At 72.2% G+C, this 24,968-nt stretch carries 20 protein-coding genes and 1 pseudogene; 8 read left to right on the top strand and 13 right to left on the bottom strand.

The genetic code is table 11. The features are described 5' to 3' along the window. The first annotated feature begins 1 nt into the window (after position 1). Positions 2-1,912 carry an Ig domain-containing protein gene (locus HNR30_RS25280; RefSeq protein WP_220133978.1) on the top strand — a complete coding sequence of 637 codons (1,911 nt, stop codon included), beginning with the start codon at positions 2-4 and terminating at the stop codon, positions 1,910-1,912. Here HNR30_RS25280 and HNR30_RS25275 read toward each other — a convergent pair. The 4 genes and pseudogenes from HNR30_RS25275 to HNR30_RS25265 form a co-directional block, all read right to left on the bottom strand. Beyond that, positions 1,890-2,402, bottom strand: coding sequence for a GntR family transcriptional regulator (locus tag HNR30_RS25275; RefSeq protein ID WP_312894630.1), 513 nt, complete (start codon positions 2,400-2,402; stop codon positions 1,890-1,892). The two genes, HNR30_RS25280 and HNR30_RS25275, sit on opposite strands and share 23 nt — an antisense overlap. A 9-nt stretch (positions 2,403-2,411) precedes the next feature. Further along, positions 2,412-2,579 (bottom strand): annotated as a pseudogene (locus HNR30_RS50280) (GntR family transcriptional regulator); the annotation flags it as partial. Between the two features lie 58 nt (positions 2,580-2,637). Then, positions 2,638-3,297 carry a deoxyribose-phosphate aldolase gene (gene deoC, locus HNR30_RS25270; RefSeq protein WP_181612510.1) on the bottom strand — a complete coding sequence of 220 codons (660 nt, stop codon included), beginning with the start codon at positions 3,295-3,297 and terminating at the stop codon, positions 2,638-2,640. Beyond that, positions 3,294-4,199 carry a ribokinase gene (locus HNR30_RS25265; RefSeq protein WP_181612509.1) on the bottom strand — a complete coding sequence of 302 codons (906 nt, stop codon included), beginning with the start codon at positions 4,197-4,199 and terminating at the stop codon, positions 3,294-3,296. Before HNR30_RS25265 ends, deoC begins: the two co-directional genes overlap by 4 nt. 47 nt (positions 4,200-4,246) lie before the next feature. Between HNR30_RS25265 and HNR30_RS25260 the strand changes: the two genes are divergently transcribed. Beyond that, a complete protein-coding gene (locus HNR30_RS25260) occupies positions 4,247-5,209 on the top strand; it encodes a nucleoside hydrolase (RefSeq protein WP_181612508.1) in 963 nt (320 codons plus the stop codon). On the opposite strand, the gene HNR30_RS25255 is transcribed toward HNR30_RS25260, so the two are convergent. The 5 genes from HNR30_RS25255 to HNR30_RS25235 all read right to left on the bottom strand — a co-directional run bounded on the left by HNR30_RS25255 (position 5,206) and on the right by HNR30_RS25235 (position 12,112). Beyond that, positions 5,206-6,903: an IlvD/Edd family dehydratase gene (locus HNR30_RS25255; RefSeq protein ID WP_181612507.1), complete on the bottom strand. Its 1,698-nt coding sequence runs from the start codon at positions 6,901-6,903 to the stop codon at positions 5,206-5,208. The genes HNR30_RS25260 and HNR30_RS25255 overlap by 4 nt on opposite strands. Continuing rightward, positions 6,900-8,078 carry a cytochrome P450 gene (locus HNR30_RS48105; RefSeq protein WP_181612506.1) on the bottom strand — a complete coding sequence of 393 codons (1,179 nt, stop codon included), beginning with the start codon at positions 8,076-8,078 and terminating at the stop codon, positions 6,900-6,902. The genes HNR30_RS25255 and HNR30_RS48105 overlap by 4 nt, the downstream gene beginning before the upstream one ends. A 136-nt stretch (positions 8,079-8,214) precedes the next feature. Beyond that, positions 8,215-8,943: a peptidylprolyl isomerase gene (locus HNR30_RS25245; protein WP_181612505.1), complete on the bottom strand. Its 729-nt coding sequence runs from the start codon at positions 8,941-8,943 to the stop codon at positions 8,215-8,217. 61 nt (positions 8,944-9,004) lie between these two features. Continuing rightward, positions 9,005-10,087: a hypothetical protein gene (locus HNR30_RS25240; protein ID WP_181612504.1), complete on the bottom strand. Its 1,083-nt coding sequence runs from the start codon at positions 10,085-10,087 to the stop codon at positions 9,005-9,007. Positions 10,088-10,147: 60 nt separating this feature from the next. Beyond that, complete coding sequence (locus HNR30_RS25235; protein ID WP_312894629.1) at positions 10,148-12,112, bottom strand: prolyl oligopeptidase family serine peptidase; 1,965 nt, start codon at positions 12,110-12,112, stop codon at positions 10,148-10,150. Between the two features lie 158 nt (positions 12,113-12,270). On the opposite strand from HNR30_RS25235, the gene HNR30_RS25230 reads away from it, so the two are divergent. The 5 genes from HNR30_RS25230 to HNR30_RS25210 all read left to right on the top strand — a co-directional run bounded on the left by HNR30_RS25230 (position 12,271) and on the right by HNR30_RS25210 (position 19,966). Next, a complete protein-coding gene (locus HNR30_RS25230; RefSeq protein ID WP_312894628.1) occupies positions 12,271-14,016 on the top strand; it encodes an ATP-binding protein in 1,746 nt (581 codons plus the stop codon). A 17-nt stretch (positions 14,017-14,033) separates the two neighbouring features. Further along, a complete protein-coding gene (locus tag HNR30_RS25225; RefSeq protein WP_181612502.1) occupies positions 14,034-15,164 on the top strand; it encodes an exonuclease SbcCD subunit D in 1,131 nt (376 codons plus the stop codon). Then, positions 15,161-18,541 carry an AAA family ATPase gene (locus HNR30_RS49440; protein ID WP_181612501.1) on the top strand — a complete coding sequence of 1,127 codons (3,381 nt, stop codon included), beginning with the start codon at positions 15,161-15,163 and terminating at the stop codon, positions 18,539-18,541. Before HNR30_RS25225 ends, HNR30_RS49440 begins: the two co-directional genes overlap by 4 nt. Beyond that, positions 18,538-19,476, top strand: coding sequence for a hypothetical protein (locus HNR30_RS25215; protein WP_312894627.1), 939 nt, complete (start codon positions 18,538-18,540; stop codon positions 19,474-19,476). Before HNR30_RS49440 ends, HNR30_RS25215 begins: the two co-directional genes overlap by 4 nt. Before the next feature lie 97 nt (positions 19,477-19,573). Beyond that, positions 19,574-19,966 carry a hypothetical protein gene (locus HNR30_RS25210; RefSeq protein ID WP_181612500.1) on the top strand — a complete coding sequence of 131 codons (393 nt, stop codon included), beginning with the start codon at positions 19,574-19,576 and terminating at the stop codon, positions 19,964-19,966. Positions 19,967-19,974: 8 nt separating this feature from the next. Here HNR30_RS25210 and HNR30_RS25205 read toward each other — a convergent pair whose 3' ends face one another. Together HNR30_RS25205 and HNR30_RS25200 are read right to left on the bottom strand one after the other, a co-directional pair. Then, positions 19,975-21,840 (bottom strand): primary-amine oxidase, encoded by a 1,866-nt coding sequence (locus tag HNR30_RS25205; protein ID WP_181612499.1) that lies wholly within the window; start codon positions 21,838-21,840, stop codon positions 19,975-19,977. An 88-nt stretch (positions 21,841-21,928) separates the two neighbouring features. After that, a complete protein-coding gene (locus HNR30_RS25200; RefSeq protein ID WP_181612498.1) occupies positions 21,929-22,348 on the bottom strand; it encodes a winged helix-turn-helix transcriptional regulator in 420 nt (139 codons plus the stop codon). Between the two features lie 170 nt (positions 22,349-22,518). Between HNR30_RS25200 and HNR30_RS25195 the strand changes: the two genes are divergently transcribed. Further along, positions 22,519-23,061 (top strand): RNA 2'-phosphotransferase, encoded by a 543-nt coding sequence (locus tag HNR30_RS25195; RefSeq protein ID WP_181612497.1) that lies wholly within the window; start codon positions 22,519-22,521, stop codon positions 23,059-23,061. Here HNR30_RS25195 and HNR30_RS25190 read toward each other — a convergent pair. Together HNR30_RS25190 and HNR30_RS25185 are read right to left on the bottom strand one after the other, a co-directional pair. Further along, the gene (locus HNR30_RS25190; protein ID WP_181612496.1) at positions 22,997-24,043 is read right to left on the bottom strand and encodes a hypothetical protein; all 1,047 of its coding nucleotides are present in this window, start codon (positions 24,041-24,043) and stop codon (positions 22,997-22,999) included. The two genes, HNR30_RS25195 and HNR30_RS25190, sit on opposite strands and share 65 nt — an antisense overlap. A gap of 11 nt (positions 24,044-24,054) precedes the next feature. Continuing rightward, complete coding sequence (locus tag HNR30_RS25185) at positions 24,055-24,963, bottom strand: M23 family metallopeptidase (protein WP_181612495.1); 909 nt, start codon at positions 24,961-24,963, stop codon at positions 24,055-24,057. Positions 24,964-24,968: the final 5 nt, after the last annotated feature.

The following is a 24,968-nucleotide window of genomic DNA, read 5'->3' as shown; positions in this document are numbered from 1 at the left end:
CGTGAAACGCCTGCTCATGGCACTCCTCCTCGTCTTATGCACCCTGGCGAGGCCCGCGCACGCCATCTCGGCGGCCCAGGTCGTCGACATCTTCGGCCGCACCGTCAACTCCTACGGCGTCAAGCTCGTCGACTGGCAGGGCTACCTGGCCAACCCCTACGTCGAGCTGACCGTCCGCCCGCCGCAGGACGCCGTCTTCCCGGTGACCGTCGACCTGAAGGCCGAGGGCACCTCCCGGCTGATGATGGACCTGCCCAGCCAGCTCACGGCGACCGGCGCGACGAAGACGCTGACCTTCGCCAACGCCTCGGAGTCCAGGCTCTTCCGGCTGGCCATCCACTCCAAGCGCGGCCCCGGCAACGACGAGCAGTACACGTTGCGGCTCAACATCCGCGACAACGCCGGCGCCACCTTCGCCCAGTCGATGCCGATCAGGGTCCAGCAGGACGAGAAGACGGCGATCCAGCCCACGATCCCGATCGTCTTCGACTACCGCTACGACACCATCACCGGCTACTTCAACAATGCCGCCTTCCGCACCGCGGCGGAGGAGGCCGTCAAGGACTGGTTCCGCTTCTTCGAGCTCACCCCGTACGACACCGTCGCCTCGGGGGCCGAGTCGAACCACCTGCCGGGCAACGACTGGCAGAACACCGTCAACGTCACCAACAACCAGGCCTACAACGGGATGTACGTGTTCTTCCGCGGCATCCAGACGCCCTACTCCACGGGGTACCCGGCCGGCAACGGCACCTACCACAAGCACAACGGCGTGCAGGATCCCGGGCCGATCCACCGCTCCACGGCGATGATCTTCGAATACGACGAGGCGGGCAAGCAGCTGTTCACCTCGCTCGCCGACGAGGACTGGTGGCGGACCGACATCGCCGGGCCGGTGCTCGACGTGCACGGGCTGGTCATGCATGAGTACGGCCACGCGGTCGCCTTCCACAGCGACTGGGCGGGCATGCGCACCTACGTCAGCACCTCCGGCGCCAACGACCAGGAGGTGATCGGCTATCACGGCTCCGCCGTACCGCTCGACAGCAGCTATCACATCCCCGGCACCCAGCCCTACTGGGACCGGCTCAGCGGGCAGAGCGGCGGATGGAACCACATGTTCCCGACCCGCCGGTGGATGCTGACCAAGCTGGCGCTGCTGGTGGCGGAGAACGCGGGATGGAAGGTCAACAAGAACCTGACGCCGTTCCTGGCGCCCTCGATCGTGACCACCTCGCTGCCGGCTCCCGTCGCCGGTCAGCCGTACAGCCAGACCCTGACCGCGCGCGGCGGCGTGCCGTTCTACGACTGGCGCGTCACGAGCGGCGCGCTGCCCGCCGGGCTCACGCTCGACCGGTTCACCGGCGTCATCAGCGGCACCCCCACGGCCGCGTCGGGCACCTTCACGGTGGAACTGCGCGACTACGACCGCAGGAGCACCCCGGTGACCAGGACGTTCACGTTCGGCGGCGGCAGTCCCAACCTCGCGCTGTCGGCCACGCCGGCCTGCTCCTACACCTCGGCGTGGGAGAGCTGCGCGGCGATCAACACCGGAGGCGACCCCGCCGGTTCCAACATCCCTGGCGCCAACCAGGGGACGCGGTGGGGCACCTGGCCGCAGTCAGGCCAGCAGTGGGCCGAGCTGACCTGGCCGTCGGCTCAGAGCGTCAACCGCGCCGACGTCTACTTCTTCGACGACGAGCAGGGCATCGACATGCCCGCGTCGTGGAAGCTGCAGTACTGGAACGGCAGCGCCTACGCCGACATCCCCGGCGGCTATCCGCTGGCCAAGAACCAGTACAACACCGTCGCGTTCTCCCCGGTGAGCACCACGAGGCTGCGCGTCGTGCTGAACAGCACGGGGAGCTCCTCCGTCGGGCTCCTGGAGGTCAGCGTTCGAGGTGGGACGTGATCTTGGCGTGGACGCTGTTGATCCACACCTCTGAGTACTCCACCGCGCGGCCGTCGGCCGCGTAGGTCACCTGTTCCAGGTAGAGCACGGGGAAGCCGGGCGACAGGCCGAGGGCGTCGGCCACCTCCTCGCGGGCGGGTTCCGCGCTGAAGGTGCGCCGGCCCTCGGCTATGCGCAGGCGGTACACGCTCTCCAGGGTGTCGAAGAGCGAGGAGGAGGTGAAGTCGACGTTCTCGATGCCCGGGCACAGGTCGGCGCGCACGTAGTTGACCAGGTAGGCCAGCGGCCCGTCCTGGCAGTGGAAGACGCGGACCAGGCGCAGCGCGGGGGCGTTGGCCGGGACGCCGAGGATGGCCGCGACCGGGAGCGGCAGGCGCTCCAGCCGGGAGCTGAGCACCTCGGGGGTGAGCACGTAGCCCTGGTCGCGGAAGTCCTCGGTGAGCGAGCGCAACCGCTGGGCGATGCCCGGCTCGGCCGCGCCGGCCGCCACGAACGTTCCGCGGCCGCGGGTCTGGGTGAGCAGGCCGTCCTCGGTCAGGACGGCCAGCGCCTTGCGGACCGTGCCGCGGTTGACGCCCAGCTCGGCGGCCAGGGCGGGCTCCGCGGGCAGCTTGAAGCGCGCCGGCCAGCGGCCGGAGACGATGCGCTCGCGGATGGCCCGCTCGATCTGCAGGTGGAGCGGCTCTCCTGACCCCCGCGAGATCTCCGTGCTCAGGCCCGTGTCGTTAATAGGAGCCCTCCGCGCTCTCGCCCTTGACGATGCTGATCCCGGCGCTGGTGCCCAGCAGGGTCGCGCCGGCCGCCAGCAGCTCGCGGGCCTGCTCGGCGCTCTTGATGCCGCCGGAGGCCTTCACCTGCACGCCGTCGCGCACGCGGGCGGCCAGCCAGGAGATGCTACCCGTATTGGCGATTTCCACCGAACCGCTACTTGCGTTCTTCAGGTAGGCGGCGCCCGCCTCCATGGACAGCTCGACGGCGCGCTCCTTCTCGGCCTCGGTGAGCAGCGGCAGCTCCAGCATCACCTTCACCGGGATGCCCGCGGCCACGACGCCGGCGATGTCGTCGTGGAACTCCTTGTCCATGCCGCTGCGCAGCCAGCCCACCTGCACGCCCATGTCGAGCTGGTCGGCTCCGGCCTCGGCGATGGCCCGCGCCTCGGCGGCCTTGCCCGCCGAGGTCATGACGCCCACGATCGGGAAGTCCAGCGCGGAGGCGACCGCGACGCCGGTGCCGCGCAGCACCTCGGCGGCCAGCGGCACCCAGGAGGCGGGGATCATCGCGGCGTTGAAGCCGTACTGCGCGGCCTCCTCGCAGTGCCGGACGATGTCGTCCCTGGTGAGTCCGGCCTCGATGGCCGTGTGCTGGATGTAGGGAGCGAGGTTCACGAGTCTGCGCCTTTCAGAAGGGCTTCGAGGTCGGCGATCCTGCCGAGTCCGGGGATCGCTTCGTGCTGGGAGACGGCGTGGGCGCCGCCCGCCGCCGCGAAGCGCACGGCTTCGCGCAGCGGCCGGTCGATCGAGACGGCCAGGGCGGCCGTGAAGGCGTCGCCCGCGCCCGTCGTGTCGACGACGCGGCCGGGCGGAACCGGGCCGACGTGGAACCTCTCGGCGCCGTCGTCGACGTAGGCTCCGGCCGGGCCGCAGGTCAGGACGATGGTGGTGGCGGGGAAGGCGGCGCGCAGGGCGTCGAGGAGCTCGCCGGGCTCCGAGCCGGTCAGGCCGGTCAGGACACGGGCCTCGCCGAGGTTCGGAGTCAGGACGTCGACGAGCGCGCGGTCCCCGGCGGGCAGCTCGCGCGCCGGGGCGGGGTTGAGCAGGGTGCGCACGCCGTGGGCGCGGGCGGTGCGCAGGGTCGCCGAGACCACGTCCTGCGGGATCTCGTTGCACACCAGCACGAGGTCGGCGGCGGCGATCCGCGGGGCGAAGGCGGCCACGTGCTCGGGCCGCAGCTCGTCGAGGGCCCCCGGGGCGATGACGATGCGGTTCTCGCCGCCCTCCTCGACCAGGATGACGCCGACCATGGTGGCGGCGCGGGCCTCGACCACGGTCGCGTCGACGCTCTCGGCCTCCCACAGCCGCCTGGCCTCCTGTCCGAAGGCGTCGGGGCCGACGGCGGTGAGGAAGGAGACCTCGGCGCCCAGGCGGGCGGCGCCGATGGCCTGGTTGGAGCCCTTGCCGCCGGGTCCCGCGGCGAAGAGGCCGCCCGGCAGCGTCTCCCCGGCCTCGGGCATGCGGGGCACGCGCATGGTCAGCCCGGCACCGTAACTCCCCACCACAGCTAGTCGCATAGACATATGGTAGACATAGATAGACAAATAGTGAAAATGGAGCGCATATGACTGTCCCTTTGATCATCGATACCGACACCGCGCAGGACGACTGCGTCGCGTTGATCACCGCGCTGCTCGACCCCGTGGCGGACCTGCGCGCCATCACGATGGTCGCCGGGAACGTCGGCTTCGACCGCCAGGTCCGCAACGCCTACCTGACGCTCAACGTGACGGGCCGCCTGGGCGAGATCCCGATCCACCTGGGCTGCCGCCGGCCGATGGTGCGCGAGTGGGAGAGCGCGGAGAACGTGCACGGTGACGGCGCGGGCGGTCTCGACATGGACGTGTCCGGCCTGGCGCCGGAGGCCGAGCACGCCGTCGACGCCCTGGTCCGCCTGGCCGCCGAGTCGCCGGGCGAGCTGTCGGTCGTGGCCATCGGGCCCCTCACCAACATCGCCATGGCCGTCGTCAAGGACCCCGGCTTCGCGCGGAACGTCAAGACGCTGTACGTCATGGGCGGCTCCAACAACGGCCGCGGCAACATCACCGCCGCCGCCGAGTTCAACTTCTACGTCGACCCCGAGGCGGCCAAGACCGTCTTCGCGGCGGGCTTCGACGTCACCGTCATCCCGTGGGACCCGCTCACGCTGCGCCAGGCCGTCTTCGGCCAGGAGCGCCTCGACGCGATCGCCGCGCTCGGCACCCCGCTGTCGGACTTCTTCATCCGCGTGTGCGCCGCCACCCTCGAGTTCGACCGCAGCGTCGGCATCGACGGCACCACCCACCCCGACTCGCTGACCTCCGCCGTGCTCTTCCACCCCGAGCTCGTACGGCGGGCCGCGCGCTACCACGTCGACGTCGAGACGGGCGGCGAGCTGACGCGCGGCTACTCGGCGATGTCGTGGGGCGTGCACGGCCTGACCGCCAACGCCACGGTCGTGGAGGAGATCGACGCCGAGGGCTTCTACTCCTACCTGAAGGGCCTGCTCGCCGTCGAGACCAAGCCCAACAGGACAATCTCCTTCTAGTGTGACTCCCTGTCGACGGCGTGCCCGCTGGAGCCGATGAGGAAGTCGAGGTCGCAGCCGGTGTCGGCCTGGGTGACGTGATCGATGTAGAGGCGCTGCCAGCCGCGCACGGGCGAGGCGAAACCCTGCTGCACGGGCTTGCGCGCCAGGAGCTCGGCGTCGGGCACGTCCACGTCGATGCGGCGCGCCTCGACGTCGAGGACGATCGGGTCGCCCTCGCGCACCAGCGCGAGCGGCCCGCCCGCCGCCGCCTCCGGCGCGACGTGCAACACGACCGTGCCGTAGGCGGTGCCGCTCATGCGCCCATCGCACACGCGGACCATGTCGCGCACCCCCTTGGCCAGCAGCTTGGGAGGCAGCGGCAGGTTGGCGACCTCGGGCATGCCGGGATAGCCGCGCGGCCCGCAGCCGCGCAGCACCAGCACCGAGCTCTCGTCGACGTCGAGCGCGGGGTCGTTGAGGCGGGCGCGCACGTCCTCGACGCTGTCGAAGACGACGGCGCGCCCCCGGTGGCGCAACAACGACGGGGAGGCCGCCGCGGGCTTGATGACCGCGCCGTCAGGGGCCAGGTTGCCTCTCAGGACGGCGATGCCCGCGTCGTCGAGCAGCGGCCGGTTCCTGGGCCTGATGACCTCCTCGTCCCAGATGGCCGCCTCGTCCAGGTACTCGGTCAGGGGCGCGCCCGTCACCGTGATCGGGGCGGGGTCGAGCAGGTCGCGCACCTCGCGCAGCACCGCGAGGAATCCGCCCGCCCTGTGCAGGTCCTCCATCAGGTGCCGCCCGGCGGGCTGCAGGTCCACCAGGAGGGGCACGCCGGAACCCGTGCGGTCGAAGTCGTCCAGCGACAGCCGTACGCCCAGCCGCCCAGCGACGGCCAGCAGGTGCACGACCGCGTTGGTGGATCCGCCGATCGCGGCCAGCGCGACGACGGCGTTGAGGAACGACGCGCGGGTCATGATCCGGCTCGGCGTCCTGTCCCGCGCCACCAGCTCCACGGCCAGCCGGCCGCTCGCGTGGGCGCCCTCCAGCAGCCGCGAGTCGGGCGCCGGGGTCCCGGCCATGCCCGGCACGGTCATGCCGAGAGCCTCGGCCATGAAGGCCATGGTCGAGGCGGTGCCCATCGTGTTGCAGTGTCCCCGGCTGCGGATCATCGACGACTCCGAGGCGCTGAACTGCGCCTGCGAGAGGGTGCCCGCGCGGACCTCCTCGCTGAGCCGCCACACGTCCGTGCCGCAGCCCAGCGGCACCCCTCGGAAGGTGCCGGTCAGCATCGGCCCGCCCGGCACCACCACGGCGGGCAGATCGACCGAGGCGGCCGCCATGAGCAGGGAGGGGATCGTCTTGTCGCAGCCGCCGAGCAGGACCAGGCCGTCGATCGGGTTGGCGCGGAACATCTCCTCGGCCGCCATCGCGGCCAGGTTGCGCCACAGCATCGCGGTGGGGCGCACGTTGGTCTCGCCCAGCGACAGCACCGGCAGCTCCAGGGGGATGCCGCCGGCCTCGTAGACGCCGTTGGCCACGCTCGCCGCCACCTCGCCCAGATGGGCGTTGCAGGGGGTGAACGCGGAGGCGGTGTTGGCGATCGCGATGTGCGGGCGGCCGTCGAAGGCGTGACCGGGCAGGCCGCGACGCATCCAGGCCCGGTGGATGTAGCCGTTGCGGTCGGCGCCGCCGTACCAGTGGGCGCTTCTCACGAGTCGACCGGGAGCATGAGCGGGGCGTGGACCAGGCCGTCGGTCCACCGGATCTCCTCGGGCGCGACGGCCAGGCGCAGCCCGGGGCGCTTGGTGGCCAGCGCGCGCAGCGCCTCCACCAGCTCCACCCTGGCCAGGGCCGCGGCCAGGCAGCGGTGCGCGCCGTACCCGAAGGCCAGGTGGTTGGGCGGTCCGGCGCCGAAACGGTGGATGTCGAACCGCTCGGGCTCGGCGAAGACCTCCGGGTCGTGGTTGGCGGCGTTGATGTGCGGCAGCACCACCGCGCCCGCGGCCAGCTTCCCGCTGGGGATCTCGACGTCGGCGGTCATGCGGCGCATGAACGCGCTGGCGGGCGGGCCGTCGTAGCGCAGCACCTCCTCGGCCGCGGCCGCCGCGAGCTTCGGGTCGGCCACCAGCTCGGCCCACTGGTCCGGATGGGTCAGCAGGCGCAGCACGCCCTTGGAGATCATCGAAGCGGTCGTCTCGTAGCCTGCCGCGATCAGCGCCTGGACGGTGTTGACCAGCTCGCCCTCGGTGAGCCTGTCGCCCTCGTCGCGCGCCTGGATGAGCAGGTCGATGAGGTCGTCACCGGGCTCGGCGCGATGCCGCGCCACGAGCTCGGCGCAGAAGGCGATGAACTCCTGGTAGCCGCGCATCCGCGACTCCTGCGACGCGGTGGAGGTCGACAGGAACAGGGCCGTGTACTCGATGAACCGGTCGCGGTGCTCCTCCGAGACGCCCAGCACCCGGCAGATCATCCGGATCGTCAGCTGGATGCCGAAGTCGCGCATCAGGTCGAACCTCGTGCCGAGGCCGTCGAGCAGTTCCTCGGCCAGCTCCGCGACCTGGGGGCGCCAGCGCTCCGCCTGCTGAGGGGTGAACGCGCCGAACATGATCCGCCGGTATCGGGTGTGCTCGGGCGGATCCTGGTTGATCAGGGAGTCGGGGTCGTCGTCGATGGAACGCCCGCTGACCAGCCGGGGCAGCCCGGGTAAGCGCAGGTTGCGGCTGGAGACGGGCGAGCCGAGCAGCGCCCGGACGTCGGAGTATCGCACCGCCAGCGGCACGAGATGACCGCTCGGCAGGAGCGCCGGGTCCAGGGGCGCCGACTCCCGGCGCCTGACGAAGTCGGGACAGGGGGTTCCCAGGGGGCCGGGCACGATCTCGGCGCTCATCATGCTCCCATCGCGGGTGGATGCGGCATCTCTCCTCGAGGTTAAGCATTCCCCGCGCATTCGTAACCGTCCGGCCTTCGTCACCGTCCGGGACCGGACGCGGGCGGCCCGCGGCCGCCCGCGTCACCTCGCGCGGTCAGCGGTGGCTGATCCGTGCGTCGCGGATGTCGGCGGGCAGCACCGGCAGGCCGTCGACCGGCGGCGTGGGACCGTCGGGGACCGGCTGGATACCGCCGGCGGCGATGCGGTCGAGCACCGCCAGCCCCTCGGCGTCGACGGTGCCGAACACGGTGTAGGCGGGCCGCAGGCCGGAGTCGCCGTAGACGAGGAAGAACTGGCTGCCGTTGGTGTCGGGCCCCGCGTTGGCCATGGCCAGCAGGCCTCGGGCGTAGGTGCGGCGCTCGCCCGTCGGGTCGCCCGGCCACGGTGGCAGGTCGGTCGGCAGCTCGTCCTTGTAGCGATAGCCGGGACCGCCGGAGCCGGTGAAGCTCGGGTCGCCGCACTGCAGCACCTTGAGCCGGTCGTAGGCCGTCAGGCGGTGGCAGGAGGTGCGGTCGTAGAAGCGGTGGCGCACCAGGTGCACGAAGCTCTGCACGGTGCAGGGCGCCTTGGCCGGGTCGAGCGAGAGGGTGATGTCGCCGTGGTTGGTCTCCAGGACCACCTTGACCGGCTTGGCCGGGGTGCGGCGCGGATCCGGCGGCAGGTGCACCTTGCGCACCGCGGGGTCGTCAGGGGTCTCGGTGTAGGCGCAGGGGCCCTTGGTGGTCTTCGGCGGTCGCTCGGCGGCCGGGGTGGTGGCCGAGGCGGGCAGGGCGCCGGCCGTGAGCAGCGAGGCTGTGGTCAACGCTGCCAGGGCGAGTCGCATAAGTCCTCCGGAGGGGGTGAGTCGGGGGCCCTCTGACATCTAGTCGATCTCGCTGTGGGCGTCAAGAGCGGCCGCAGGTACGGCAGGTGCCCCTGGTGCGCAGGTAGTAACCGTAGGCGGCGACGGCCAGGGCCACGCCCCACAGCGGCCACAACATCTGCGGACCTCCCATGGCCCAGTTCGCCCAGTCGAAGCCGGTGCGCAGGGTCTGCCACCAGAACATCAGCCCGGCCGACAACACCACGACGCTGACGATGCCCGCGAAGATCACCGGGAACATGGTCGGCACCCGCCTGCCGCGCAGCCGCGGCACCCATCGCGGCCAGATCTCGCTCCACGGACGGTTCAGCCCGATGGTGAGGATCGCGCCGAGCGTGCCCAGCACGCCGAGAAAGGCGCCCACCAGCCACAGGCCGCTCTCGGCTCCCTCGGCGTGCGTCTGCGCGTCCATGCCCAGGGGGATGCCCAGGGCCCAGGCGTAGCGGGTGACGCCGTAGATCTCGGGGACGAGCGCGGCCACGTGCACGGCCCAGAAGCCCCAGCGGCGGGCGGACTCGGGCGTGGTCCAGTGGCGGTGGGTCAGGGTGTCGCGGCGGCCGCAGCTGACGCAGGCGCCCGCCGTACGCCGGTGGTAGGCCAAGGCGGCGACGCCCCACAGGATGCCGCCCGCGGTCACGATCAGCAGGTTGATCCTGGGCCAGGCCAGAGCCATGGCGGGGTCGATGGGGAGCAGGCCGAGAGGGAGGGCGACGAGGAGGATGGGCGCGTAGGCGACCAGCATCAGCACCCGGTAGTCGGGGATCACCACGGCCAGCCCGACGGCCATGATCGCCGCGAAGCCGATCACGAGCGGGCGCGGCCCGGCGCCGCGCGCCATCAGCAGCGCCACGAGCGCGCCGCCGAGACCGAGGGCGGCGATGACGGGGCCGCCGATCTGGGGGGTCAGCCCGGCCAGGAGCGACAGCTCGGCCTCCCGGTCGCCGACGCCGAAGGGGAAACCGTCGCCGCCGAAGGTCCACCAGAGGCCGAGCGCGCCGTAGGCCAGGGACCACAGGGCCGCCAGGGAGGTGACCCGCGCGGGCCACCGCCGTCCGGGCGCGGCCCGATCCTTCACCTTCGGCCGTGGGGTGCTGTCGATCGTCATGGCCCCAGCCTCGCGTGGCCGCCCGGGCCGGACCTCCCCCGCGCGGGGGAGGCGGCTCCCTCACGCCGGGGAGATCAGCCCGGTGTGCACGCCCATGAACGACAGCAGGTCACGGGCGAGGCAGTCGGAGCCGCGCCCGCGCTCGTGCCGCAACAGGACCGGACGGCGGCTCGTGGTGGCCGCCTGCATCGCCGCGCACATCTTGCGGGCGTGCATGGCGTCGGCCCGCGCCCCGTCGCGCTGGACGACGAAGAGCGTCGCCGGGTAGGCCACACCCGGCTTGACGTGGTGGTAGGGGGAGTAGGACAGCAGCCACGACAGCTCCACCGGGTCGTCGGCGCTGCCGTACTCCTCGCGCCACTCGGCGGCCGGCGGCGAGTGCTCGTACCTGACCATGTCGAGCACCGGCTCGACCAGCACCGCGGCGGCGCACAGCTCGGGCCGCTGGGTGATCACCGCGCCGACCAGCAGCCCGCCGTGGGACTCGCCGCACAGGCCCAGCCGGTCGGGCGTGGTCCAGCCCAGCTCGACCAGGGCCTGGGCGGCGGCGATCAGGTCGTCGAAGGAGCGCTGTTTCGTCCCCCGCCGCGCCGCCTCGTGCCAGCCGGGGCCGCCCTCGCCGCCCCCTCGCACCCCGGCCAGGGCGAAGACGCCGCCCGCGTCCAGCCACGGGAGCACGTGGCTGGAGTAGGCCGGGGTGAGCGGGATGCCGAAGGCGCCGAAGCCGTACAGGATGGCCGGTCGCGGGCCGCGCAGGTCGCGCCTGGCCAGGATGGTCAGCGGGATCCGCGTGCCGTCGCGCGAGGTGCAGGTGACCCGATGGCCGGTCACGGGCTCGTGGCCGACGGTGCCCGGCGCCTGCATCCAGGTCTCGACGCCCCGGTCGCGGGCGTCGAAGCGCAGGATGGCGGGCGGCGTGACGTGGTCGGTGTAGGTGAAGAACGCCTCGTAGGCAGGCCGGGCGCGGGTGACGAGCGGCCCGGTGCTGCCGGCGCCCGGCAGGGAGACGGGCCGCAGGCGGGTGCCGGTCAGCAGGTCGTGCAGGGCCAGCTCGGAGATCGCGTCGCGGGTGTGGCTCACCAGCAGCACCGGGCGCCCGAGCGCCGGGCCGTCCAGGACGGCGAACCCGGTCAGCGTCGCGAGCGGATCCTCGGCGACCAGCTCGCGCCACTGGCCGGGCGTGGCCGCGTCGGCGACGCAGAGCCTGCCGCGCTCCGCCCCCATCGTGGTCATGACGTAGACCCGCCCGTCGGGGCCGACCGAGACCGTGGCGCGGGCGTCCAGGCCCACGTGTACGGCACGCGGCACGCCGGGTTCGAGCGGATCGACCAGCCAGACGTCGTCGCCCGCCGCGGTGACGCAGGTCAGGATCACCCAGCGCCCGTCGTCGGAGGCGGCAAGGCGGTAGTCGCCCGGCTCGCCGGTGATGCGCACGTCGTCGCGCGCGGGAGCGCCGATCCGGTGGCGCAGGACGTGGCCCGCCCGCGTGTAGAAGAAGCAGGCGCCGCCGGGCGGCCAGGCCAGCGACGGCCCGCACCCGAGCATGGGCCCGTCGATCACCTGGCCGGTGTCGGCGTCGACGATGTAGAGCGCGGGCTGGGCCGCGGTGGAGCGGGCGAACTGGCAGGCGACCCTGCGACCCTCGGCATCGGGATGCCAGGCGAGCAGCGACACCCTGCCGTCGGGGTCGAGCAGGTTCGGATCGAGGAGCGGATGGCCGTCGCGGAACAACACGGGATGGGCCTGCCCCGCCGTACGCCGCAGGTGAAACCGGTGACGGCCGCGCCATCTCGGGGAGGTGACCAGGCCCGCGCCGGCCGCCTGGCCGATCCTTGTCAGGACGGGCGAGTCAAGGGGGATCGTCGCGGCGTGGCGGCGCCACAACGACTCCTGCGCCGCCAGCCAGCCGCGTGACTCGGCGGATTCCGGATCTTCGAGCCACCGGTAGGGATCGCTGAGCGTCTTGCCGTGGAGGCGCTCGACCGCATCGGACCGGGGGGCCTCGGGATAGGGATAGTCCTGCACTTTTGCGCCCTCCATCCTCGATGGAGTGAAATGTCATTTACTCAGAGTGGCGACGGCCAGTCAAGGAAGAATTGACAACGATCTGGGGACCCTTCGGGCATACCCGCCTGGCATTGCGCGACCGGGAATCGTCGGGAGCACCGGTTACGCTGCGACCTGTGACAGCTGATGTGACCGAGCGACATGAGGGAGCCGATGGGCGCGCCACCATCGGCGTGGCCGTGGGCAGGGTGCTCGGCACCCAGGCCGCCTCGCCCCTGTCGTTCTGGATCGGCCTGGAGCCGGGCAAGGTCGTGCAACTCGACGACGTGGTGGTGACCAGGCGCGACGTGCCCGGACACGGACCCATCCTGGTCGCCGGGGTGGTGACCACCGTCGAGGCCAGGCACGAGGGCGCCGCGTTCGACAGCGACGTCTTCCTCATCGCCGACGGCGCCCTGCCCGCGGCGGTCGTGGAGGTCGCCGAGGTGCGCGTCACCCGGGTCGAGCCCGAGGTGTTCGTGCCGCCGCTGCCCGGCGAGAAGGTGTTCCTGGCCGAGAGCGCCGACCGCGACCAGGCGCTCTACTTCGACGTCATGGACCGGCGCATCCCCATCGGCAGCGGCCGCGACGGGCGCCCCCTCTACCTCAACTTCGACTTCATGGACGGCACCCGCGGGGCCCACGTCTCGATCTCGGGCGTCTCGGGCGTGGCGACCAAGACCTCCTTCGCAACCTTCCTGCTCTACTCCATCTTCAACTCCGGAGTGCTCGGCGGAGAGTCGGCCAACACCAAGGCACTGATCTTCTCCGTCAAGGGCGAAGACCTGCTCTTCCTCGACCACCCCAACACCAAGCTGACCGGCCCCGGCGACTACACCAGGCTCGGCCTGCCCGCCCAGCCCTTCGGCAGCGTCCACGTCTTCGCCCCGCCGCGGCCCAACGACCCCAACGGCGTGCCCCACGTCTCGGCGCGCACCCACGGCGTCAGCGCCTTCTACTGGACCCTCGTGGAGTTCTGCCAGGAAGAGCTGCTGCGCTTCGTCTTCGCCGACTCCGACGACGAGCGCGCCGGCTACTCCCTGCTCGTCGGCCAGATCGCCGCCCGGCTGCAGAGCTGGGCGGAGCCGGTCGGCGACGGCGGCGCCGTCCGCGTCAGGGGCACCTCGTGCCGCACCTTCTCCGACCTCGTCGAGCTCATCTCCGACCAGCTCCAGGACGAAGACGAACGACGCGAGTGGACCGGCGCCACCACCCCGCTCGGCACCGTCAACGCCTTCCTGCGCCGCCTGCGCAGCGCCGTGCGGCCCCTGTCGCCGATCGTCCGCGGCGACCTGCCGTTCTACCGCGGCCACTCCATCCGCACCTCCGACGCCCAGGTCTCCATCGTCGACCTGCACAACCTGCCCGAGCGGGCCCAACGGTTCGTCGTGGGCGTGGTGCTGCGCGGCGAGTTCCACCGCAAGGAGTCCTCCGGCACCGCCAAGCCGCTGCTGTTCGTCGTGCTCGACGAGCTCAACAAGTACGCTCCGCGCGAGGGCGACTCGCCCATCAAGGAGATCCTCCTCGACGTCGCCGAGCGCGGACGCTCCCTCGGTGTGATCCTCATCGGCGCCCAGCAGACCGCCTCCGAGGTCGAGCGGCGCATCGTCTCCAACAGCGCGATCCGCGTCGCCGGCCGCCTCGACCCCGCCGAGGCGGCCAGGTCGGAGTACGGCTGGCTGCCGCCCACGGTCCGCGACCGGGCCACCATCGCCAAACCGGGCACCATGTTCGTGGCCCAGCCGGAGATCCCGGTGCCGCTCGCCGTGGCCTTCCCCTTCCCCGCCTGGGCCACCCGGCCTTCCGAGGCGGCAGAACCAGCCAAGCTCACGGGCAATCCCTTCGCCGGACTGCCCGAAGAGGACGACATCCCGCCCTTCTGACCACAGGAGCATCGTTCGTGAAGATCCTGCACACCGCCGACTGGCACGTGGGCAAGGTGCTCAAGGGCCGCTCCCGGGCCGACGAGCACCGGGCGGTGCTGCGCGAGCTGGTGGGCGCCGCCCGCGAGCACGACGTCGACGCCGTCATCGTGGCCGGCGACCTGTTCGACACCTCCGCGCCCACCCCCGAAGCCCAGTCGCTGGTGCTGCCCGCGCTCATGGCGCTCCACGAAGACGGCCGCGACGTGGTCGTCCTGGCGGGCAACCACGACAACCCGCAGCTGTTCGAGGTCTACCGGCCGCTGCTCGGCGCGCTCGGCGTGCACGTCGTCGGCTCCTTCCGCCGCACCCCCGTCGAGTTCACCGCCCGCACCGGCGAACCCGTGCGCCTGGCCGTCCTGCCCTTCCTCTCCCACCGCTACGTGGTGCGGGCCGCCGAGGTGCTGAGCGGCACCGCCATCGAGCACAACCGCGACTACGCCGCGCGCATCGGCGAGCTGATCGGCGCGCTCACCGCAGGATTCGGCGGCGACACCGTCAACCTGGTCACCACCCACGGCACCCTGCCCGGCGGCCGGTTCGGCGGCGGCGAGCGCGAGGCGCAGTCCGTCTTCTCCTACTACTTCGAACCCACCGTCTTCCCCTCCACCACCCAGTACGCCGCGCTCGGCCACCTGCACCGCCGCCAGCAGATCCCCGGACCCTGCCCGATCTGGTACTCCGGCTCGCCCATCGCCGTCGACTTCGGCGAAGAGGGCAACCTGCCCGGCGCGCTGCTGGTCGACGTGCAACCCGGGCGTCCCGCCGTGGTCAGCGAGCTGCTCTTCGAGCAGGCCCGCCGCCTACGCACCGTCAAGGGCAGCCTGGCCGAGCTCGAGGCACTCGAGACGGGCGACGACTGGCTGCGCGTGGTCGTGGCCGAGCAGCCCCGCGTCGGACTGGCCGACCAGGTGCGCGAGCTGCTGCCCAACGCCATCGACGTGGTGCTCGACGAACGTTTCCGCCCCGTGCGTGCCGTACGGCAGGCCGGGGCCACCGCCAAGCCGCCCGGCGAGCTGTTCCGCGACTACCTGACCGCGACCAAACGCTACGACGAGCAGGTCGCCACCCTGTTCGACCTGCTGCACGACGAGGTGACAGGCGCATGAGGCCACTCCTGCTCACCCTCGACAACTTCGGCAGCTTCCGCGAGCCGCTGACCGTCGACTTCTCCGACGTCGAATACTTCGCCCTCGTCGGGCCCACCGGCGCGGGCAAGAGCACGGTCATCGACGCGATCTGCTTCGCCCTGTACGGCACCGTGCCGCGCTGGGGGCGCGAGAACGCCATCGCCCACGCGCTCGCCCCCTCGGCCACCGGCGGCAAGGTGGGGCTGATCTTCGAGAGCGCCGGCAAACGCTACGGCGTGGTCAGGGCGATGGCCCGCGACGCCAAGGGAGTCGTGCGCACCAGGGAGGCCCGCCTCGAAGAGCTGCGCGACGACTGGGACGACGTCGTGCGCTCCCTGGCCGAGGGCGAGAACGTCACCGCCGAGGTGCAGCGGCTGACCGGGCTCGAATACAAGTTCTTCACCCAGTGCGTCGTGCTGCCGCAGGGACGCTTCGCCGAGTTCCTGCACGCCAAGCCCAACGAGCGCCAGGACCTGCTGGTGCAGCTGCTCGACGCCGAGGTCTACAACGAGATCCGCATGAAGGCCACCCGCGAGGAAGACTCCTCACGCCAGGCCGCCCACCACGCGCGCGAGCAGCGCGCCGAGTTCACCGCCACCCCGCAGGCCGAGGAGGAGGCGGCGGCCAAGGTCACCGCGCTGCGCGACCTGCAACGCGACATCGCCACCGAGCTGGAGCTGCTGCGCGCCCGCGACGCCGAACTCGAACGCACCAAGCGCGAGCTGACCGAGCTCACCGGGCGGCTGGCCGAACTCCGGGCGCTGACCATGCCCCCCGAGGTGCCCACCCTGGCCGCCTCCGCCAAGCAACACGCGGCCGACGTGGCCACGACCGAAACACGGCTGGCCGAGGTGACCCGGGCCGAGCACGACGCCGAGGCCGCCCTGGCGGGACTGGGCGACCGGGCCGAGCTCACCGCCGCGCTGGCGGCGCTCGACACCGTCGAACGGCTCGCCGTCGCCGCGGCCGAGGCGCGGGCGACGTCCGAGCGGTCGCTGGCGCAGGCACGCGAGTCGGCGCGGGCCACACTGGAGCAGGCTCGCCGCGACACCGCCTCCGCGCTGGAGGAAACCCGCGCGCGGGCGGCCCAGACCCTCACCCAGGAGAAGTCGCAGGCCGAAGGCTCGCTGGCGTCGTCACGCGCCGACGGGCAGCGGTCGCTGGCCGACGCGCGCACGGCCGCGGAGCGGGCGCTGGCCGAGGCCCGCACCCACGGGGAACGCGCCGCCTCGCAGGCCCGCCGCCAGGGGGAGCGGTCACTCGCCGAGGCCCGCACCCAGGCGGCGGCCGCGGACGCGTCGCTGGAACGGCTGACGGCGGCGGCGCGGGGGGCGGCGGAGGCGCTGGAGCGGGCGCAGGCCGCCTACGACGAGCTGCGCCACGCCCACGCCGCGGCCGACCTCACCGGCCGGCTGGTGGTGGGCGAACCGTGCCCGGTCTGCCGCCAGCCGGTAAAGGACCTGCCCGCAGCCACCGACACGGGCAAGGCCACCCCGGCCCCCGCCACCCCGGCCCCCGCCACCTCGGCCCCCGCCACCTCGGCTCCCGCCGTCTCGGCTCCCGCCACCTCCTCTTCCGCCGCCTCGGCTTCCGCCGCCCCGGCCCCTGCCACCTCGGCTTCCGCCGCCTCGGCCCCCGGCGTCGCGCGAGGCCGGATGCCCGGGGCCGCCGGAGTCGCCGCCCAGGCGGCCCCGGGCGTGGCACGAGCCCCCGGCGCCAGGGGTGGGCGGGAGGGGGGCGACGACGGCTCCTCGGCGCCGGCCGGGGACGGCGGGCGGACGGCGCTGGCCGCCGCCGAGCGGGCGCTGAAGAAGGCGCGCACCGACGACGACCGGGCCAGGAGCGCGCTCAGCCAGGCCCAGACCGCCGCCGCCATGCTCGCCGACCGCGCCGCCCGGCTGGAGGGCGAGCTGGCCGAGCAGGCCGGCCGCTCCGCCCGCGACCTGGCCGAACACCTCGCAAGGCAGGAGCGCGAGCAGGCCGACCGGCTCGCCAGGCTGACGACCGAGACCGGCCGGCAGCACGCCAAGCTCGAAACCGAGACCGCGGAACGCCTCGCCCGGCGCGAGCGCGAGGTGGCCGAGCAGCTGACGCGCCGCGAGCAGGAGCTGACCTCCCAGCTCGCCCGCCGCGAGCAGGACCTGACCGACCAGGCGGCGCGCCTCGCCTCCGAGCTGGCAGCCCAGGTCGCCAGGCTGGAGGCCGAGCTGGCCCAGCACCGTTCCGCCCTGCCTGACGGCGCCGACCGCGCCGACCTGACCTCGCGCCTGGCCGCCGTGGTCGAGGCCGACAGGCGGGCCGCCGAGGCCAGGAAGGCCGCGCGCGCGTGCCGCGCCGAGCTCGAAGAGCTGCGCAAGGCGGCCGCCCTGGTGTCGCGGCGCGCGGAGGAGGCGTGGGCGGCGCTCGGTACGGCACGCGACAAGCTGATGGTCCTCGGCCTGGGCGACGAGGCGGCGCCGCCGGTCGACCGGGCCGACCTGCACGCCGCGTGGCAGGACCTGATCACCTGGCGCAACCGGGTCGGCACCGCCGCGCGCGCCAAGGCCGACGAGACGGAGCAGTCGCTGTCGGCCCTGGCGGAGCTGCGCGAGCAGCAGGTCAAACACCTCCGCGCCCGCCTCGACGACCACGCCGTCCCAGCGGGCGACCACCCCGCCGCCGTCCCCGCAGACGGCCATCCCGGCGCCGACGGGCGTGCCGGGGGGCAGCCCGGCTCCTTCGTCCTCGCCGGTGGTCACCCCGATCAGCTGGCCGCTGCCGTCGCGACCGCGTTGGCGCGGGCCGAGGGGCTGCTGGAGCGGCTGCGCGAAGACCTGGCCAAGATCGCCGAGCTGGACCGCATGATCGCCGACAAGGAGCGCGAAGCCGGCGTGGCGCACGAGCTGGCCCTGCGCCTGCGCGCCAACGCCTTCGAACGCTGGCTCTGCGCCGAGGCTCTCGCGGTCCTGGTCGCCACCGCCTCCGAGACGCTGCGCGAGCTCTCCGACGGCCAGTACGAACTGGAGCTGGGCGACAAGAGCGAGATCGAGGTCATCGACCACGCCGAGGCCGGCATGCGCCGCAGCGCCCGCACCCTGAGCGGCGGCGAGACCTTCCAGGCGGCCCTCGCCCTGGCGCTGGCCCTGTCGGGCACGGTCGCCAGGGGCCTCGACTCGATCTTCCTCGACGAGGGCTTCGGCACCCTCGACCCGGCCACCCTCGACACGGTGGCGGCCACGCTCGAACGCCTGGCCGCCGGTCAGGAGCGTATGGTCGGCGTGGTGACCCACGTGCAGGCGCTGGCCGACCGGGTGCCGGTGCGCTTCGCCGTCCATCGCGACACCACCGGCTCCCATCTGCGGAGAATTGACACGTGAGCGTGAGCGAGTTCAGCATCGACCCCTGGGATCCCGGCTACGCCGCCGCCATGTCGGTGGAGGCGTTGACCGAGCGCGGTTCCACCAGCGCGGAGCTGGAGCTGGGCGTCGAGGCGGCGCCCGGCGACTGGTCCCCGGTCACCCCGCGCGGCGGCGCCCCCGAGACGCTCCTGGTCGCCGACGGTGTGCGCCGCATCGACGCGCGCGTCTGGGTGCACGGCGAGCCGATGCCGCTGCCGGGCATCGCCGCCTCCTACGCGGCGGGGATCGTGCGCTGCGGCCCCGACGGCGCCGATCTGGCCGAGATCGAGGTGCGCCGCTCGCTGATCAGCGCCGCGCCCGACACTCCCGAGGTCAAGACCCGGCACGCCACCTTCCAGCCCGCCCAGGCGACCGATTCCAGCATGGAGTCGCTCTCGCTGGCCCTGCAACGCCAGGTGACGCAGCTGGAGCTCGAACTGTCCGTGCGCCACCGCCGCGATGGCAGCGACCTGCTGCTGGTCGACGGCCCCCTGCGCGGCCGCACTCAGCTGGCCGACACGGTGGGCTACATCAAGACGCACCACATCTCCTACCTGCCCGCGCCCCAGTCGGCCGTGGTGGGCGCGCTCGCCTCGGGCCAGCGCACCCCGGTCTTCCTCATGGGCACCAGCTGGCGGCGCCACGCGTGGTATCTGCGCCTGCCCGTCACCTCGACGGCGCCGTGGGCGGGCATCGCGCGGTGCGAGGCGGGGGCCGATCTGAGCTCGGAGCAGGTCGTACGGCTCGCCGACGCGATCACGCTGGCGCTGCTGCCGCTGGCGGGCGTGCCGTACAAGGATCCTCGTGCACCCCAGAACCTGGTGCCGATCGGCGGGCTGGAGAAGCTGCTGCGCCACTACCTGGGCGACCCGCAGCTGATGTATCGGGCCCTGCGGTCGGCCGCCCGGGGGTGAGGAGCGCCCCGCGCGGTGAACTTCACCGCGATGCGGTAGGAAGAATCAACCTTTCGCGGTATGCGCGCTCACGTTCGATGCCGAACCATTGAGGCCCATGAAGCGAACGATCTCCCATCTCTCCACCGCCGCGGCGATGGTGCTCGCCGGGCTCTGCGTGACCGCCGCCCCCGCCGACGCCGCCCCCGCGTGCACCGCGCCCGAATGGCCCCCGGACACCACCGACGGCTACGCCTTCATCAAGGGCGACCAGTGGTCGTCCAAGTTCAACCTCAAGAAGGCGCCCTACTCCCACTGCGGGAACTCGGTGCTCATGTGGGGCGGGGACAAGCTGGAGCTGAACTGCTACATGTACAACGACTACGGCAACAAGTGGTACTACGGCTGGGCGAGGTACGGCGACAACTACTACAAGGGCTGGATGTCGGCCGCCAATCTCGAGTGGTTCACGGGTTGGAGCGGCGGCAAGTGCGTGATCGATGACGCGTAGGCCCCGCCTCAGTGGCAGTGGCGCGCGGCCGAGGCAGGCACGTCGAGCGTCGGGTTGCGGTCGAAGAAGCCCGACGGCTTGAGCGTGAAGCCGCAGGTGTCGACCGGCATGATCGGCCAGTCCTCCGGCCGGGGCAGGTGGGTGCTGCCGAACGTGTGCCACACCACCAGGTCCTCCCCTTCCAGCGGCCGGTCGGCGGCGGCGTACGACGGCAGGCCCTCGCCGGGTGAGCTCTGGTTGACGAACTCGCCGGCCGGATACCGCTCGTCGGGGTGGTAGCGGGTGACCCACAGGTGGTGGGTGGCGAAGGCGGCCCGGCCGCTGATGGACGACTCGTCGGAGGCCAGCAGGACCGGCCGTCCCTGCGGGTGCAGCACGTAGGAGACGGGCTGGCCGAGCCGGTTGAGCGAGCCGGGGTTGGTGATGCGCCAGACGCGGTCGCGCAGGGGGTCGGCGTCCCGTTGTGCCTGCGATTCGGTGCGGAGCGGGGTGAGCCTGCGCGTGAAGGCGTTGCCGTACGGGTTGGCGGGCCCGATCGGCAGGCGCTCGACCTCCTGCTCGACGACGGTGTTGGCGGTGCCGTCGAGCATCATGTCGAGGCGGGCGCAGTACAGGTGCTGGTGGTACGGCGCGGCCAGGCCGGGGGCGATCGGCGTGGCGTACGGGCTGTCCTCGACGTGGGCGGCGGTGAAGAGCACCCCGGTGGCCTTGACCTCCAGCTGGATGGTGCCGTCGAGGTAGAGGTACCAGTAGAAGCCGTAGTCGTAGTTGCCGACGGTGACGAAGAAGGAGATGACCAGGCGGCGCTGGCGCCGGGTCTCGGCGGCCTCGGTGTAGAGGTCGGTGTGCTTCCAGAGGATGCCGTGGTCCTCCTCGTGCAGGCAGATGGCGTTCTCCACGACGCGGGGCGTGCCGTCGCCCTCGGGGAGTACGGCGTCGAAGTAGCGGATCTCGCCGAGGCAGTCGCAGCCGAGCCTGAGCGAGTTGACCGCGGCGCCGAGCAGGTATTCGCCGGCGTCGAAGTAGTTCTGCCAGAAGCGCGTCGGGCTGGGGTCGCCGTACGGCACGACCATCTCGGCGATCGAGGCGCGGTAGACGATGGGCCGCTCGTGGAAGGAGAGCTGGTGCAGGATGAGCCCTTCGCGGGCGTCGAATCCGATGCGGAGGCGCCAGTTCTCCCAGCTCACCACGTCGCCTTCGACGGCGAAGGAGGGGCCGTCCGGCTGGGTGATCTCGATCGGCTTCAGGGTGTCGCGCGTGTGCGTGGGCCGGTCGTAGTTGCCTTCCTCGACCGGCACGGGGAAGACCTGGTGGTCGTGGAACTCGGCGACCCGCCGGCCGATGAGGTCCACGTAGGCGACGATCCCGTCGATGGGGTGCGCCCAGGCGTGGTCGTCGGGCCGGTGCTGCAGGAACATGAGTGAGCGCAGCATGCGGCGCCCGCGCTCGCCCTCGATGCCGTAGTCGCCCGCGGACAGGGGCGCCACCCGCACGAGGTCGAGGTCCGTGATGCCGCGGGCGGCCATGGCCTGCTCGAACCGGGGGTCGGCCTTGACGATCTCCTCGACCAGCGGGTACTCCTCCAGCAGCACCGGCGGCTGCCCGGCGGCGATGTCGGCCACGTGGTCGACCGCCGAGCGGGTCAGCGAGGCCAGTACGGTCCGCGCCCGGCCGGTGTCCAGGTCGAGCAGCACCGCGCGCACCCGCCGGTCCACCGGGTCGCCGTCCTTGTGGCCGAGCACCTGCTCCTTGGCCGGTTCCTCCAGGCCCAGGTACGGCAGGCGGGTGGTTTCCCCGACGAGCCCTTCGCGTGTGAGTAACTCCAGCGCGGCCGTGAACTCGTCGGCGGTCAGCCGATCAAGGGGATGCGTCACCGGATCAAACTACGACGAATGCTGCCAATTCAGATAGATGGAAACTCCACCGGGGACTGTCTCGGAGGCGCTCGACTTCGCAGGGCGGCTATGACGGCGGCAGGCTCACCGACTGCGGCGTGACCGGCTGCCGGCAGTGCGCGCACACCACCAGCGGGTCGAGCGCCGCACCGCAGTCGTGGCCGAGTACCAGCGGTGGCCGCTCGGCCAGGTGCCGGTCGCCCCACTGCCGCAGGAGGTGCAACACCCCCTGCAGCTCCAGCCCCGCCGCCGTCGGTACGTACTCGTGGCGCGGCGGCCGCTCGCTGTAGGCGACCTTCTCCAGCACCCCCGCCTCGACCAGGTGCTTCAGCCGGGCGGCGAGCACGTCGCGCGGGGCGCCGATGCCGCGCACCATCGCGTCGAAGCGCCGGACCCCGAGGAAGACCTCACGAAGGACCAGAAGGGAGTACTTCTCGCCCACGACGGCGAGGGTGTCGGCGATCGAGCAGGGGCGGGGAACGGTCATGTGTTCCATGGTAGGGCGAGTTTGAAAACCCAACCCTTGGGAGAGCGTCCGCGCGCGGAGGGGTGATGGGCACCGTCACGGCCCACCACCCCTCACCCCACGAGTTTCCCACCCCGCCGGCCTCCCGCGTCACCTGGATCATCGTCAGGCGCCCGCTCTAGGCTGGCGCGATGGAAGAGCAGCGCATGGTGCGGATATCGAAATATCTCGCCAAACACCTACGCCACGAGCCCGAACGCATCGGCCTCACCCTCGACGAAGGCGGCTGGGTCACGGTCGACACCCTCCTCGAAGCCGCCGGGGCACACGGCTTCCCGATCACCCGCGACGAGCTCGACCACGTCGTGAACACCAACGACAAACGCCGCTACATCATCACCGGCGAGCGCATCAGAGCCAGCCAGGGCCACAGCGTCGAGGTCGAGCTCGGCCTGGAGGCGGTACGGCCGCCCGCGATCCTCTACCACGGCACGGTGGGCCGCAGCCTGCCCGCCATCCGCGACGAGGGCCTGCGAGCCATGTCGCGCCACCACGTGCACCTGTCGCCCGACCGCGAGACCGCGGTCCGTGTCGGCTCCCGGCGCGGAGTCGCGGTCGTCCTGGTCGTCGACGCCGGCGCCATGCACGCCGCCGGCCACCCCTTCTACCTCAGTGCGAACGGCGTGTGGCTGACCGACCTGGTTCCGGCGGAGTATCTGCGCTTTCCCGGATGATCGCCTCGGCCCGTTCCCTGAGCCGGGGAAGGAAGTCCAGTACGGCACGCGCCCGGCCCGGCAGCCGCTCCCGATCCACCCCCAGATCGGCCAGCAGCGCCTCGAACCCGGGGTCGGAGTCGAGCCCCAGCGCCTGAAGGCATCGGGAGTAGGTGGCCACGATCCAGAAGACGGACTCCCGGTGCTCGCCCCGCTCGATGAGCTCGCGGCTGCCGTCGATGGCGACGGGCCTGGCCTCGGCGGTCAGGTCGGCGGCGAAGGGGAAGTCCCGCTCGCGCAGCAGCGCCGTCCGGTCGAAGACCTCCGTGAGCGCGTCCAGGTGGTGGCGTGCCCGCGCCGGGGTCCAGTCCGCGCAGCCCAGCAGGTCCAGCAGGTCGGTGTGGAAGCCTTCCATGCCGTGCGCGCGCAGCAGGTCGAGAACCGCGCTGTAGCGCTTGCGCACCGTGGGATTACGCAGACCCGCCGTCAGCAGCACGTGCGTCGTCACCCCGCAGCCGAACAACCACGAGGTGACCAGCTGCGGCCACGGCCCGGCGCCCTCGGCGGCCCGTGAGGCGAAGGCCACCACCCCCTCCTCCGCGTTCGAGCAGCGCCGCCGTATCCAGTGCGCCTGGCCGTACAGCGGAGCGACGGCCAGCCGCAACGCCGTCAACCGCCCGGTCGGATCGTCGATGACGGTGCCCGGCCCTGCGGCGGGGCGGAACGCCCCGGCCACGTGATACGACCCCAGCACCTGCTCGGCCGAGCCCAGCCGCCCCCAGTCCATCGCGCTGACCTCGATCAGCACGCCACGGTGGCGGAACTTGCCCAGCTTGTCGGGCGTCAGCACCATGACATCGACATCGGACGACGCGGGCAACTCCTCGTCGTCGCCCGCCCAGACGGCCGAGCCGCTGAGGTAGGCGCCGCCGTAGTCCGCAAGGGTGTGGCGGTGGCCAAGGACCCAGTCCGCGGCCACCGCCCGTGCTTCACCGATCTTCACAAACCACCACGTTAGCTACCGCAGTGCTCGAACGGGCTGTCGTAGACGGAGGAGCCCGCCTTGCCGCCCCACTTCACGCACTTGCCGGGAGCCGCCGCGCGCACCGGTCCCGCGTAGTAGCCGAAACTGCCGCTGTCGGTGATCCGCGTACTGCCCTGCACCTCCAGATAGGCCGTGACGGCCGTCGGGGTGCCCAGCGAGGTGCGCTTCAGCGTGACCACGCAGTTGTAGCCGTTGGAGTTGTTGTACAGCAGGTAGACCGTGCCCGCCGTGCCCAGGCCCGCCGAGTCGACCACGCTGTAGCCGCTGCCGCACACCTCGGTCGGGGTGTAGGGGTTGGTGCTGCCGCCGCAGTTGTTCGAGGTGACCGTCTGGATGGGGTAGCCGAAGGTGGCGCCGTTGAAGACGGCCTTGCGGATGTTGCCCGGGTAGCCGTCGCCCTGCCGTACCTCGTAGTGCAGATGCGCGCTGATGTTGTTGCCCGGCCTGCTGGTCTTGCCGACCGTGCCGATCTGCTGGCCCTGCGACACGGACTGGCCCGCGGTGACCGAGCGGGTGTTGAGGTGGGCGTAGTAGGTCGCCCAGCCGCTGCCGTGGTCGATCTTGACCAGGTTGCCGAAGCCGTTCGTGGAACCCTGGTGAGCCGAGATCACCACCGTGCCGGAGGCCGCGGCCACCACCGGGTCACCGAGATCGGCGTCGGGGCTGCCGCCCCGGTTGAAGTCGATCTCCCAGGACTGGTGGGCGGAGCTGCCGCTGGAGTTGCCCGTCCAGCTCTGGCCGCAGGGGAAGGGGAGCTGGAAGTTGGTGGCCAGGACGGAGACCTCCTCCTCCGGCGCCGCGGGTTCCGGGTCGGCGGCCGCGGACGTGGCCGTACCCAGAGCAAGGAAGACGGCGAGAGCGACGACTCTGAGTTTCATGGGTG

This window comes from Nonomuraea soli, from assembly GCF_013761175.1.
Taxonomy (GTDB): domain Bacteria; phylum Actinomycetota; class Actinomycetes; order Streptosporangiales; family Streptosporangiaceae; genus Nonomuraea; species Nonomuraea soli.
The sequence above is the reverse complement of the archived record's forward strand: the minus strand, read 5'-3'. Positions and strand labels throughout refer to the sequence as shown.